This is a genomic window from Flammeovirga aprica JL-4, assembly GCF_012844305.1.
GTDB lineage: Bacteria > Bacteroidota > Bacteroidia > Cytophagales > Flammeovirgaceae > Flammeovirga > Flammeovirga aprica.
In genome coordinates this window covers 22,626-35,555 of the sequence record NZ_JABANE010000044.1, presented here as the reverse complement: position 1 = coordinate 35,555, position 12,930 = coordinate 22,626, and the positions used below count along the sequence as shown (strand labels likewise).

The 12,930-nt window shown below is 38.8% G+C and carries 12 protein-coding genes and 1 riboswitch; all 12 genes read right to left on the bottom strand.

The window, feature by feature from the left end:
* Positions 1 to 3: 3 nt before the first annotated feature.
* Positions 4 to 1,602 carry an AAA family ATPase gene (locus tag HHU12_RS16500; protein ID WP_169657851.1) on the bottom strand — a complete coding sequence of 533 codons (1,599 nt, stop codon included), beginning with the start codon at positions 1,600 to 1,602 and terminating at the stop codon, positions 4 to 6.
* Complete coding sequence (locus HHU12_RS16495; protein WP_169657850.1) at positions 1,602 to 2,315, bottom strand: cytochrome c biogenesis protein CcdA; 714 nt, start codon at positions 2,313 to 2,315, stop codon at positions 1,602 to 1,604. Before HHU12_RS16495 ends, HHU12_RS16500 begins: the two co-directional genes overlap by 1 nt.
* A gap of 2 nt (positions 2,316 to 2,317) precedes the next feature.
* Positions 2,318 to 3,403 carry a cobalt-precorrin-5B (C(1))-methyltransferase CbiD gene (gene cbiD, locus HHU12_RS16490; RefSeq protein ID WP_169657849.1) on the bottom strand — a complete coding sequence of 362 codons (1,086 nt, stop codon included), beginning with the start codon at positions 3,401 to 3,403 and terminating at the stop codon, positions 2,318 to 2,320.
* Positions 3,394 to 4,155 (bottom strand): precorrin-6A reductase, encoded by a 762-nt coding sequence (cobK, locus tag HHU12_RS16485; protein WP_169657848.1) that lies wholly within the window; start codon positions 4,153 to 4,155, stop codon positions 3,394 to 3,396. Before cobK ends, cbiD begins: the two co-directional genes overlap by 10 nt.
* A 2-nt stretch (positions 4,156 to 4,157) precedes the next feature.
* Positions 4,158 to 6,002, bottom strand: coding sequence for a precorrin-4 C(11)-methyltransferase (gene cobM, locus HHU12_RS16480; protein WP_169657847.1), 1,845 nt, complete (start codon positions 6,000 to 6,002; stop codon positions 4,158 to 4,160).
* Between the two features lie 2 nt (positions 6,003 to 6,004).
* Positions 6,005 to 7,216 (bottom strand): precorrin-6y C5,15-methyltransferase (decarboxylating) subunit CbiE, encoded by a 1,212-nt coding sequence (cbiE, locus tag HHU12_RS16475; RefSeq protein WP_169657846.1) that lies wholly within the window; start codon positions 7,214 to 7,216, stop codon positions 6,005 to 6,007.
* A 3-nt stretch (positions 7,217 to 7,219) separates the two neighbouring features.
* A complete protein-coding gene (gene cobJ / locus HHU12_RS16470) occupies positions 7,220 to 8,590 on the bottom strand; it encodes a precorrin-3B C(17)-methyltransferase (protein WP_169657845.1) in 1,371 nt (456 codons plus the stop codon).
* Positions 8,587 to 9,300, bottom strand: coding sequence for a precorrin-2 C(20)-methyltransferase (gene cobI / locus HHU12_RS16465; RefSeq protein WP_169657844.1), 714 nt, complete (start codon positions 9,298 to 9,300; stop codon positions 8,587 to 8,589). The genes cobJ and cobI overlap by 4 nt, the downstream gene beginning before the upstream one ends.
* Positions 9,300 to 10,235: a sirohydrochlorin chelatase gene (locus HHU12_RS16460; protein WP_062618654.1), complete on the bottom strand. Its 936-nt coding sequence runs from the start codon at positions 10,233 to 10,235 to the stop codon at positions 9,300 to 9,302. Before HHU12_RS16460 ends, cobI begins: the two co-directional genes overlap by 1 nt.
* Positions 10,236 to 10,237: 2 nt before the next feature.
* Positions 10,238 to 11,074: a Rossmann-fold NAD(P)-binding domain-containing protein gene (locus HHU12_RS16455; RefSeq protein ID WP_169657843.1), complete on the bottom strand. Its 837-nt coding sequence runs from the start codon at positions 11,072 to 11,074 to the stop codon at positions 10,238 to 10,240.
* Entirely contained in the window at positions 11,071 to 11,859 is a 789-nt protein-coding gene (locus HHU12_RS16450; RefSeq protein ID WP_169657842.1) for a (2Fe-2S) ferredoxin domain-containing protein, read from the bottom strand. Before HHU12_RS16450 ends, HHU12_RS16455 begins: the two co-directional genes overlap by 4 nt.
* 136 nt (positions 11,860 to 11,995) lie before the next feature.
* Positions 11,996 to 12,181: riboswitch (cobalamin riboswitch) on the bottom strand.
* A 56-nt stretch (positions 12,182 to 12,237) separates the two neighbouring features.
* Positions 12,238 to 12,777, bottom strand: coding sequence for an AAA family ATPase (locus HHU12_RS16445; RefSeq protein ID WP_169657841.1), 540 nt, complete (start codon positions 12,775 to 12,777; stop codon positions 12,238 to 12,240).
* Positions 12,778 to 12,930: the final 153 nt, after the last annotated feature.

Sequence of the window (12,930 nt, the reverse complement as noted above, 5' to 3'; positions counted from 1 at the left end):
GATTTAAAGGGATAGTTTCTGATAATTGCCTCTTAAACGATCGGCTAAATCTTGCATAATACCCAATCGCACTACTCCATTTTCAGCATCGACTAAAGTCAAATGATCTACTTTTTTGCAGTGGAATTGATAGCTTGAAATGATGTCTTCTATGGACGTTTCAGCACAAAAACGACCATCGGAAACAATCACCAATTCCGTTTCTGACAGATCGAAACCTACCAACATACTTTTGATTTTCTTCAACGCAGCGATGATGTTTGTTTTTCCTCCCGTCTGCAATTGCTGTATTTTTTCAGTAACAAAAGCAGAATTGGAAGTTTCCTGTATCATTACTTCTGCTTCATTTTGCAATAAAGAAATCAGTGAAAAATGAACATCAGATGATTCGTATTTTTCTATCATCTTTTGCACCGCACCCTTCGCATAAGCTATCACTTGATCTTTGATCATAGAACCGCTTGAATCTAAAATGAAGATCACTTGCTTTTTGGTTGGTTCTACTTTTGATTTTTTGATTAATTCAAAGTTGTTCGTCGCCAAATATTGGCTCACTGTTTTTCGAGTATCCGTAGAAGATTTTACACCATTTTGATGGATGATTTGTTTGTTACTGTCTTTGAAAGATTGATTTAAAGTCAATGATTCATTAGGAATAACTGATTCAAATTGTGCTGGAGGTGTTTCTTCTTTTGAAGTTTCAGGTTGTTCCTTTTGCTCTTCCTGAGGTGGAGGATTTTGAGGCGGTTCTTGATTTGGTGGATTTTGATTTTTACGATGTAAAAGCACAAATTCTTGAATAGCTTTTACAGCTTCTTTTGTGACTTTATTTCCGTTTTGGAATGCCACATAAGCCCTTGCCGTTTTGACTAATAAGATATCTGCTCTTAATCCTTCTACCGCATGTTCAAGTGCCAATTGAGAGCAATATTCCAATACATCTTCTTCTAACTCAATGCTTGATAATAGTGCTTGAGCGGATAATATTTGATCGAATAATTCTTTTTGTTCTTTGTCAAAACCTTCAAAAAATTCTTTCGGGTTGTCATCAAAAGCCAAACGATGCTGTACTATCTGTGTTCTTTCTTGTAATGAAGAAGGCGTTTTCACCTCTACCGAAAGACCAAAACGATCTTTTAATTGAGGACGCAAATCTCCTTCTTCTGGATTCATGGAGCCAATCAAACAGAAACGGCTATTCAACTTTCTTGAAATTCCTTCCCTTTCCAAATGATAACTTCCCGTTGCGGAAGCATCTAATAGCACATCCATCAGATAATCATTCAACAGATTGATTTCATCGATATATAAAAAACCCTGATGTGCTTGTGATAGCAAACCGTGTTGGACTTCTTCTTTTTTATCATTGATGAGTTTCTCCAAATTGATATGTCCCAACACTCTGTCTTCAGAAGCGCCAATAGGCAAGTTGACAAATGGCTTTTGCATCAAATCAGACAGTGAACGAATTAAAGTGGTCTTACCCGTTCCTTTATCGCCAACGGCTAAAACACCGCCCAAAGTGGGGTCAATGATGTTAAGAATAAGTGCCAACTTAAACGATTCCTGACCGATGATGGCTGTAAAAGGGAAGTTGTTCATTAAGCAAAAATTGAATTGTAAATCCAGTATGATCCGATGACGATTGAGGCTACCCCTGCGAGTCCGTTCATCCACTTAAAAATGGCTATGTTCTTTTCTATAAATCGACTTAAAACCGTCAGTAATGTATAGCTATAAATGCCCATAGCTAAGATGATTCCTACTGACTCAATCAAAAGAATCATCACGGCATCCCACATTGTTGCAGAACTTAAAATCAAAGCGGAAGTCAAGGCTCCTCCTGTCCCTGCCAATCCATGAAGCATTCCTACCCAAAATGAGCGGTTCATAGGATTCATGGCGATTTCTTCTCCTTGTTTTCCATGAAGGTGAATCGGATTGGTATCTAAATGATCATGTTCTTCGATCCTTTTATGATCCTGCATCATATCATTGATTTTGTGATTTCTCTTGATAGCCACAATGCCTAACCAAATCATGATGGGACCTACTGACATTTCTGCCCAACTTGATAAATCATGGACAAAAACTTCTGCTGTACTTTTAAATAATAAGGCAATTCCACCTAATAAAATCAGGGTTACTGAGTGCCCCAATGCCCACTGAGATGCTTTGAATACGTTTTTAAAAGAGGCTCTTTCTTTTTTGATTGCGTTTTCGGTAGCTAGTACGGATACTGCTGTCACGTGATCCGGCTCGAAGGAGTGTAATACCCCTGCCATTAATGGTCGAATGAAACTTGCTCCTGTCATAATTATTTTAGTTTAATAAAATCACCCTCTTTGCCGATGAGGTAGATAGTGAGTTTGGTTTGTTGAATAATAGATTTAGTGGATTGATAACATTTTTGGAGTAGCAACTGATAGAATAATTCCTCTTCGGAAAAAGGGAAAATTTCTACGAGTCTACTCGCCATATTTAATTGAAGAATTGCTTCTTGTTGTTCTTTTGAATACCCGCCTTCTTGGGCGATGGATTGAATAAATTCTTTGTTCCAACTGGAAACACAACTGTGAGTATCGGTTTGTCCTTCTGCCAACTTCACTGCTTTCCCCAACATAATGCCGATGGTCACTGCTCTGATCGGTGCGCTTTGAATTTTGCGAAGCGTATCACCGATCCAGTTTCCATAATGGATATAGGCTTGCTCCGAAAAATCAGAGAATAATGCTCTAAGGTATTTCTCGCTTCTCGCTCCTGAATTGATAACGAGTTCATCGATTCCATTGGCAACTGCCACGTCAACGCCTTGCTCAATACTTGCGATATAGGAGGAAGCTGAATAAGGTTTTACAATGCCTGAAGTACCTAAAATGGAAAGACCGTTCATAATGCCCACTCGCTCATTTAAGGTCTTTTTGGCGAGCTTTTTCCCATTCACCACATAAACAGTGACTGCTACTCCCATTTCCAAATCATAATCATGCAATAGCTTTTGTAAAGCATCGGTAATCATTTTCCTTGGGACAGGATTAATGGCCGGTTCTCCTACTCCCAATTGTAACCCTGGAAGTGTAACCGTTCCCACACCATCGCCTGCAATAAATTGTATTTCCTGCTCTTCGATCAGCTGTAATTCACAACCTATTTCGGCACCGTTGGTCACATCCGGATCGTCGCCGGCATCTTTGATGACACTGCATTTTGCAGAGCTAAAAGAGTATTCACAATGGTGAACAGGTATAGACAATACTTTCCCTATTGGTAAATGCACTTTTACCGTTTCCTGCTGTTGTTGAAAGATGATCGCCTTTAAGCCTGCTTTTGCGGCGGCCGTGGCTGAGGTTCCTGTTGTGAAACCTTCTTTCAACTCACCTTCTGGAACTTTCTTTAAACCCATGTTTTATCCATCAATTTTTCTAATGCGGAAACTGTATAAACCACCTGAAAGGAAGCTGGTATTTTTGGTTCTCGAATGATGATAATCGGAATTCCACAAGCTTGTGAAGCATCAATTTTCGTTTGAAGAAAACCACTTGCACCGCTTTCCTTGGTCATCAAAATATCAACTCCTTTTTCTTGAATTAAAACCATCTCTTTTTCCAATTCTTGATTAGGCATAGAGAGAATTAAATCTTCACTTGGGAAACCTGCTTTTTGAGCAATCTTTTTTGATGACTCCCTTGGTAAAATTCTAAACCAAGAAGGGTTTTGTTTCCACCATTTTTCAAACTTCTCAATCGTCTGTACACCTGTTAGTGCCAACAACTTTTTTCCTTGGAATTGATCAAAAAGTAAAGCCTCTGCCTGCTGATAGCTTTCCACCCAATGAATACCTTCCTTATTTTTTAGTTGAATAGGTTCCCTTCCAAATCGGATCACTGGAAGCTTGTTTTGGAGGGCAACTTCTTCAATGGTTTTATGCAATACTTCGGCAAACGGGTGAGCAGCATCGATAATCATTGTCACTTGATTTTCTTTGATCATCGTCTGCATTAAGTCTTGATCCAAAACACCGAAACAATATTTCATGCACGCACTGCTTTCCACTTCTACTTTTGTTTTTGTAGAATAGATAAATGCTTGCTGACGTTGCTCCAAGGCTTTGATCACTCGTTTGCCTTCCGTTGTTCCTCCAAAAACCAATACCATGTTTATGCTTCTTTTACGACAAACTTTTTGTTGGTTCTGAAGATATGTTGCCAATCAGGACTGTATAATTGTGAGCGATTTTTTCTAGCTCCAATAGCCTTTCCGACTACGATCAATACTGTTCTCGTTTTCTTACTGTCTTTAACAATTTGAGCAAGGTCTTTTAATTGTCCTTGATAAACTTCCTCGTCTCTCCAAGTCAATCGGTACATTACAGCTACTGGCGTATTTTCATCGAAATGATTCAATAGTTGAGCTTGCATTTTCTTGGCGATTCCAGCACTGAGGAACAAACACATCGTAGCATTGGTCTTGGCAAATGCTTCCACACTTTCTTTAGGTGGCATTGGCGTTTTTCCTTCACCACGCGTCAATACGATCGACTGCACTACTTCTGGAATCGTAAATTCTGATTTTAAAACTGCCGCAGCCGCACTAAATGCTGAAATCCCAGGAACGATAAAATACTCCATTCCTAATTCATCAAAAATGGTCATCTGTTCTTGGATCGCTCCGTAAAGTGATGGATCACCACTATGCAATCTCACTACCGAGTTTCCTTTTTTATATTGATCAAACATCAAAGTGATTTGCTCCTCTAATGTCATCATCGCTGAATTACGGACAATGGCACCTTCTTTACACCAACTGATCATCTCCTCCGGCACCAAACTTCCGGCATACAACACGCAGTCTGCTTCTTCCAAATATTGCTTGCCTTTTACCGTAATCAATTCCTCATCTCCCGGACCTGCACCAATAATGGCTACGGCAGATCTTCTCTCAAAATCCTTAATTAATGCGATGGAATAGGTAAACTTATCGTCGTTTTCTAAGTGAACTTTTGTTTTCTCTACCAATACTTTGTCCTGCTTGGAAAGCAACATGGCTGAAGATTCTGAAACGCCGTCCACTCCTATTTTGGACTGTACCATCTCGCTCGGGTTCGGTACTTTCACTTCGTCAATTGCTTCTTTTGAGAAAGTGACGAATGGTAAATAGTATTTGCTGGAAAGGTCGAGGTAAGCACTTTGCTGAGCTTTGATATCAATAGATCCAAATGTTTTTAAGGCTGAAAAAGCAATCTTCTGCTCTTCTAATTCCGTTTTTAATCGTGCTTCAAAAAGAGGAAAATCTAAGGTCTTTGAACAGCCCGAACCTAAGGCCAATACTTTAGGTCGGTAGTAAAGGGAAGGAAGATTGAAATCGTAGATTTTATACGTCACCGCAATCAATAACTCAAACTGCTCTGCATCGATTTCTTCTGCATCATAAAACACCGTCACAAATTCGGGAAGGTTTTTCTCCAAATATGCTGTGCCTTTGTCTTTGACATCCAACAATAATGCTGTCGGCTGATTATTGACAAATAAGCTGATCAGATGATTTAATGGTTGATCCGTTTCTACTGTCCAATCATAAGTTTGGCTCAACGTGTCCAACGCCCATATTTCCTGTAAATCACTCGATGTACTTATGATGGCTTTTCCTCCAACCACTTGAGCAATTTTCTCTGCCAATTGATTGGCTCCACCTTGATGCCCTGAAAGCACAGACTGAATATTTTTGCCGTGATCATCCATACAAACCACTGCTGGATCTGTCGCTTTCGTTTCTATATAAGGGGCGATCAAACGTACACAAATTCCCAATGCACTCACAAAGCAAATGCCGTCTAATTTATGGTAATAGTTATTCAGGTAATCACTCAATGAAGCCACGACTGAGACATGCTCATTGTCTGTTTTACGAGTAGTAACCACTAAAGATTTTGGGAATTCTTTTTGAAGAATGAGTGCCTGTTCAAGCCCTCTATCTGTAGTGGCTATGATTGCTATTTTATTCATTTTTAATTCTTTTTTGCGACCAAAAGATGTATAGTATTGAAGTCATTGAGACTCATTTTAATGGGATCCGCTACGGTATAATCCAATTGCAGACAAGCCTTCTGAAAAGTCTCAAAGGATTTTTCCAATACCGTATTCATGACCATCAAACCATTAGGTAATAAAACAGAGTCTAGCTTCTGTATCATTTCTTCCAAACGGTTGCCATGACCTCCAATAAATACTGCATCCGGTGGCGTGATTTCTTGTATATCTTCTTCAAAGAAGTCGTCAATGCTCACCTGTATGCCAGGGCAATGATGACGCTTTGCATTATTATCTATGATTTCTCCGCATTCCGTTCTTTTCTCAAAAGCAAAAACTTGTAATGACGGATAGTTCAGTTGTGCTTCAATGGCAATGGAACCAGTGCAACTTCCTACATCCCAAAAGCACTTTTTGTCCCACAATTCCAATGCTTGAAGTGTCAGGGAACGAATGCTCTGTTTGGTCATCATTCCCGGTCTTCCTTCCAAGGTTTGGAAAGTGCTATCTGCAATACTTCGGGGAGGAATAAAGTCAGATGTCTTGATCAGAATTACACAATTCAATAATTGATAATCGGCCGTTTCACTCGCTTCTTCCAAGGTGAATTGACGAACTCTTTCTTTCTCTCCATCCAATTCTTCACCGACATAAATGGTATAATTTGGATAGCCATAAGTGAGTAATCGCTGTGCAATATGCTGTGGAGAATGCTCCTTATCCGTCAAGATTCCTATCATTTTTTCACCCTGCATCAAGCAAACATCCAAAGGTTTCCAAGTACGTCTGCCATGCAATGAAATGCTTTTCAAATCACTATAATTCAAAGACGCTTTGTGTGCCAATCGTTGAATGGAATTGAAATAAGGCAAGACTTCTAGTTTGGCAGAAGGTAAAAGTCTTTTCAGTGTATTGCCAAAACCAAAAAATAATGGATCGCCCGAAGCGAAGACCACTACTTTTTGCTCCTTCTTTTGATACTGCTGAATGACATCCTGCATTTTACCCGAAATCTCAATCCATTCATGATTTTCAGGTAGGTGCTTTTTCACCAATTGACAATGCCTCTTTCCTCCAGAAAAGACCGTATGATGCTGTATCAACTGCTTTACCTCAGCGTTCAATTGTACTTCAGAATGATTGCCAATTCCGATGATGTAGAAGTCTATATGTTTGTTTTCTTGTGTCAAGACTTAGAAATAGTTTTCAGATTCTTGAAGCGTGAAACAAGCATTGACCAAAGCGGCGGCAATATTACTTCCACCTCTGTTGCCATTTAATACAATCCACTCGGCATTTTTCACTTGTACCAACTGTTCTTTGGATTCAATGACATTGACAAAACCTACCGGAACACCAATAATCCCTGCCGGTTTGAAATCAGGATTTTCTCTCAACTGATCTGTCAATTCAAACAAAGCTGTTGGTGCATTTCCTACGACAAACAAGGCATTAGGATATAAAGCCATCGCTCTTTTAATACCCGCTTGAGAACGTGTCAAATCTTCTTCTTCCGCTAAAAGTGTCGTTTCTGGATCATTCAAACAGCATACTACTTGGTTGCCGTATTCCTTGGCATATCTTTTAGTAATGCCAGCTTGCACCATCGTTACATCCGTCACAATTGTCCCACCATTTTGAAGGAATTTTGAGAAAGTCGTCACCGCTTTTGGAGAGGCTTCATAATGCACATGATCATCGATAACTCCCGTGGTATGGATCAGGCGCGTAATCGCCCATTTATCTTCTACTGAATGCTGTACATCTTGTAATTGTTCTGTGACAATGCGGAAACTTTCCTGCTGGATTTCCTGTCCCGTATGAGGTTTTCTATTCAAATACCCACGAGGTGTCACTAAATGATTTTTGAATTGGAAAGTCTGCGAATTACCAATCATCACCAAAGAGAACATATCCACCATTTCTACATCAAAAGTCCCTAAAGTTTGGATCGTGATTTTCTCTTCAGGACGCGTCACTTGACGAATAATGGCTACAGGCGTACTCGGATCACGTTCTTCTAAAAAGATCTTTTTCAAACGCTCCAACTGCCAATATCTTTTCTTGCTTTTGGGGTTGTATAAACTACAAACAAAATCACCTACAGCCGCCGCTCGGATACGCTTTTCAATCACTTGCCAAGGCGTCATCAAATCGGATAAGGAAATACAGCAGAAGTCGTGTCCTAATGGAGCTCCTAACTTACTTCCTGCCGCTAAAAATGCAGAAACACCCGGCAAGGTTTCCAACTCTATTTCAGAATCTTTTTCTAAAGAAGCCACTTGATAAACAATGGCTGCCATGGAGTAAATACTAGCATCTCCCGATCCAATCACAAATACATGTTGGTTCTTTTTCGCTTCCTCCACCGCTACAATTGCACGCTCTTCTTCCTTTCCTAAAGGCATAGCAATTTTCACCGCACCTTCTTTCAGATAATCTTCGCAAAATTGAAAGTAATAGTCATAACCAATCACTACATCTGCTTTTTGCAGTGCATTGACCACCAATGGTAAAATATAGTCTTTATGTCCAGGTCCTAAGCCTGCTACTGTAATTTTCATGCTTGTTTGTTTTTCTTTATAATCAGTAAAGAGAAATAAGGAATAGTTCTCTCTTGAAGTTTGTCTAATGATGAGGTCATGAATTGCTCCGTGGTTCCGAGCTTTTCACAATACGTAAAATTGATTTCCTCTCTTTCCAGAATAGGCTGAATGTGTCGCATCACCGATCTGATTTTCATCAATACCACCGTGTCCGAAACTTTCAAAGCGTCTTCTAAAACCTGTGTTGATTTCAGAATAGGAAGTACATGAATCGTCTCTCCTAAAAGGGCTAGTGGCTGTTGGATTTCTGCTGCTCCCAAATGGAAAGAACTAATGCCCGGCACCAATGAAATTGGAATATCTGTCTGCTGAAATTTTTCTAAGAGATAAGAAAATGAGCTATAAGTACTCAAGTCTCCTTCACAAACTATGGCTACATCCAACCCTTCCGAAACATCTTTTTGCATATTCTGAAAAGCCTCTTCATATACAGGATGAACGTGTACTCTGTCAATGGTCATTTCCATATAAAAGCCGACCAACTTCTCTTCTGACAAATCATAGTCTTCCATGATTTGAAGGGAGTAACTGCTCTTTCTTCCATCTTGAAAAATGGAACCGGGATAATAGATTTTATCAACAGTTTGAAGTAGTTTATATCCTTTCAACGTAATTAAATCGGGATCACCTGGACCCAATGAAATGCCGTATACTTTTCCTTTTTCCATTAGATCCCCAGTATATTTTTAACCGTTTTCATCACTCCTTTCTTCTCATCTACTTTTTCATCCTCCTCGAAAAGAATTCCTTTTACATTTAGATGATGACCTACTTGTTCCTTTCCTTCCTCTTCTTCAAAACCAATAATCTGCTTACGGTATTTACACAATTGACAGTTCATGTGTGCCAGCCCGTTCTTCGCTTGATCTAGTCTTTCATCAAAGGCTTTCATAATCAATTCATCTGATCCAAAAGCTTCTGTATTGACATATTCAGTAGTTGAGGTTTTGTTGAACTCCTCTACTGTTTCATAAATTCTTTCCAGCAAAACACCTGTAAAAAAGAAGAATGGAATCACATAAGTCCGCTTCATGCCTAGTTTCTCAAACATCGGCAATGCTTCTGCAGTAGATGGATAAGCCGTACCACTATAAGCCACGGATGTAAAACCAAAGCCCATTCCTTCCCAAAGCATCGCCGCTAATTTGTGTACATCAGAGTTAGCATCTGGATCCGTAGTTCCTCTGCCAATCACCATCAATCCACATTCTTTACGATCAATCGGCGGTAATAAGGCTTCCTGTTCCTCAATTCGCTTCTTCGATAAATCCAACAAATAAGAACTGACGCCAATGTGTGTTCCCATCTTGATTTCAAGATCAGGATAATACGATTGGATCGTGTTCATCTCATAAGGAATATCATTTTTGGCATGTGACCCCGCAAACAGTATGACAGGCAAAGCATAGATTTTTCGTACTCCTTTTTCATACAATCGCTCTACTGCAGCTTCATAAAGTGGATGACTGAATTCCAAGAAACCGTAATCTACCTCGTATTCATTTTCGTACCTTTTTTTCAATAAAGCCACGAGTTTTTTAAATGCGTCTGTTCCTGTTTTTCTTCGGGAACCGTGTCCACATAATAGTATTCCTTGTTTCATTCTTAATGTATTTTTACTCCTTCGTTTTCATTGAAGTAGGCTTGAGGATCATCGTATTTATATTCAAAGGATAGCAATCGCTTTGATTTACTATTATCAACTAATTTGTAAGCAGTGCTTTTACAGTCTCGGAAAACTGGAAGAGGTAATCCTAATGTCATTGCCGCATTGGTGTACAAATCCCTTCGGATAGGATGAAGTGCCGCACACCCATTAATGACTTCTCCAAAAACATCCTGCTCTATCACTTCTACAATCAGATTGATAGCATCAGTTTGATGAATGACATTGACAGGCACATTCGGATTTTTCAACACTCTTTTTTCTCTTAAAAGCTGAGAAGGATGACGCCCTCCACCAATTAAACCTGCCATGCGAATAGCGGTCAATTGCTCTCCAAAATGTTGACGTAAAACTTGTTCTGCTTGATATATATTTTTCCCTCCTATGGTTTCAGGAGTGAATTGATCTGATTCTTTGATGGATTGATTGGTATTCGGATAAACTGAAGTGGAACTTACAAAGATGACTTTTTGATGAGGAGGTGTTTGTTTTGTCAGTTGTTCGATCTGCTTGACATAAACGCCATGTTTATCTCTTCGATCAGCAGGTGGAAAACATACAATCAAGACTTCGGTTTCAGTTATCAGACTCTTCCAATCTCCTTTGATATGATCTTCCTCTACTTTTAGTAGAGAAATCTGATCTGTGAATTCAAAAGCGATTAATTCCTCTTCTGAAGCCACACTTCCTTTTACCTCAAAACCTCTCTCTCTTAATCGTTCTGACAGCGGAATGCCTAACCAACCGACTCCTACAATAGTCACCTTCTTTTTCATACCGTTTCCAATTTTATTCCTTTTAATTGTACTTCTATACAGTATTGCCAAGCGTGATCCTCCAGCCAAATCAACCCAATATCTTCTCCGAATTTATTTCTCATTCGGACTCCTTTTTTCAGAGAATTCAGCTGTTCAAAATATTCTACCACTGCAATTCTCTTTTTGACGAGTTCTTGATTTTTCTGGTCAATAGGAGCAATAATCAGTTCAATGGTTTCACTCTCCAATTCCAATTCAAGTGTATACTTTTGACTGTAATTGACGCTTTTGATTTCACTAAATGAGATTGATTTTTGACCAGAAAGTGTGAGCGTAGATTTTGGACTATTTTCTGATAAATAAAGAAAAAGAGGAAAGGTATATTGGTCCGAAGCAAAACCCCTAGTGATCCGACATTCTCCAAGATCAGGATCTATTTTGATAGAAAAAGGCTTAGAAGTAAATGCCTCTCTTTCTTTGTCTGATTTAATTTCAGACCATTCGTCCTGATACAGTAAATAATCAGTGACAGGTTCTTGATTTTCGATATGGCTTTTGATGATTTCTAAGCCTTTTTGTGGATTGAGGTCTTTGTACCAATAGTTAGGCTGTACAATGCAAGTTGGAGCATCTTCACACCGACCGTTACATCTTGTTTTGATCGTGTGCGTACTGTCCCATTGTCCACTATTTCTCAAGTAAGCACGTACGTTGCGTACCACTTCCTCAGACCCTGCTTTTTGGCAAGACCCTCCATCACAAAATAAAAAAATCTGTTGAGTTTCAGCGATGTTTTTCCCCATTAGTCAGATTGTTTGATTGAATAGCAACAATTGGGGATAATAGAATGACAATCTGTTTATTTAAATTAGTCTGGGAGACTAATAGTTTTAGCAATAGATTGAAAGTCAGAACTTTTATTCCCGAAAGTCTTTAAATTTCTCAGTACTTTTTCAGGCAGGTATTCTGACTTACTTTCTCTTCTTACTCCTTCCCATTTTTAATACAAAACAGTGGTTATTTATAAGAGGATTGTTTTCCGAAGAAAACGAAAGATTACAGCTGCGGGTACAGTATTGGATTTTCACCAAATTCCCTTTTCATTCCTTAAAGTATATGGATATTTTATATTTATTCATTTATCCTAGTACTTGTAGGAACACCCTTAAAGCATAGCAAAGTTACTTAATTTTTATTGTCATACAAACCTTGTCAAAAACAAAATCCATACGATTTTCTACAGATTCAAATGGAAGGTAAATTAGTTCAAATCCATACTCCAAATAGGTCTCTTTTAATACGTTAGACAGTGATTTTTGATAAGAAAATGATTCCGGTCTTTGAGGATCAGTGATATAAATCTCCTCCCATGGAAGTGCAAAAAATACCTGCTTGTGATAATATTTCTGATAAGGAAATGCTGTTAATTCTGTTTGAATGGGTTTGTGTTGAAACTTCAGATAGGCTATTGTATCAATAATACTGCGATCGCAAAAAACTGCATCCGGATTCTCTTTTAATTGCCGCATTGTTTTTTGAAATACTAATTCACTAAATCGTTCTACATTCAGCCATGGCATTCCTTCTCCGCCCGTCAACTGTTCATGCATAATCACCTGTCGGGAAGCTTCGGGCATAGTAGGAGTACCGTCATTATTTATTGCATTAATTAATGTCGTTTTTCCTGTACCTGCTGCGCCTGAGATGATGTATTTGTGCATTATAAAAATTGAATTAAAACGACCTATTCCTTTAATGAAATTAGAAGAAAATTGGTTCTCTACACCTCTTTTCTTATGTGTTCTTCATTTTTTCCATTGATGAAAAAACGAAGCAAAAAAATCTAGGCTGTGAAGTCAAAAGCTAAATTTTGC

Bases quoted from the DNA above. Each gene is read 5' to 3' on its own strand.
- HHU12_RS16500 (WP_169657851.1), bottom strand. From the start codon at position 1,602: ATGAACAACTTCCCTTTTACAGCCATCATCGGTCAGGAATCGTTTAAG.
- HHU12_RS16495 (WP_169657850.1), bottom strand. From the start codon at position 2,315: ATGACAGGAGCAAGTTTCATTCGACCATTAATGGCAGGGGTATTACAC.
- cbiD (WP_169657849.1), bottom strand. From the start codon at position 3,403: ATGGGTTTAAAGAAAGTTCCAGAAGGTGAGTTGAAAGAAGGTTTCACA.
- cobK (WP_169657848.1), bottom strand. From the start codon at position 4,155: ATGGTATTGGTTTTTGGAGGAACAACGGAAGGCAAACGAGTGATCAAA.
- cobM (WP_169657847.1), bottom strand. From the start codon at position 6,002: ATGAATAAAATAGCAATCATAGCCACTACAGATAGAGGGCTTGAACAG.
- cobJ (WP_169657845.1), bottom strand. From the start codon at position 8,590: ATGAAAATTACAGTAGCAGGCTTAGGACCTGGACATAAAGACTATATT.
- cobI (WP_169657844.1), bottom strand. From the start codon at position 9,300: ATGGAAAAAGGAAAAGTATACGGCATTTCATTGGGTCCAGGTGATCCC.
- HHU12_RS16460 (WP_062618654.1), bottom strand. From the start codon at position 10,235: ATGAAACAAGGAATACTATTATGTGGACACGGTTCCCGAAGAAAAACA.
- HHU12_RS16455 (WP_169657843.1), bottom strand. From the start codon at position 11,074: ATGAAAAAGAAGGTGACTATTGTAGGAGTCGGTTGGTTAGGCATTCCG.
- HHU12_RS16450 (WP_169657842.1), bottom strand. From the start codon at position 11,859: ATGGGGAAAAACATCGCTGAAACTCAACAGATTTTTTTATTTTGTGAT.
- HHU12_RS16445 (WP_169657841.1), bottom strand. From the start codon at position 12,777: ATGCACAAATACATCATCTCAGGCGCAGCAGGTACAGGAAAAACGACA.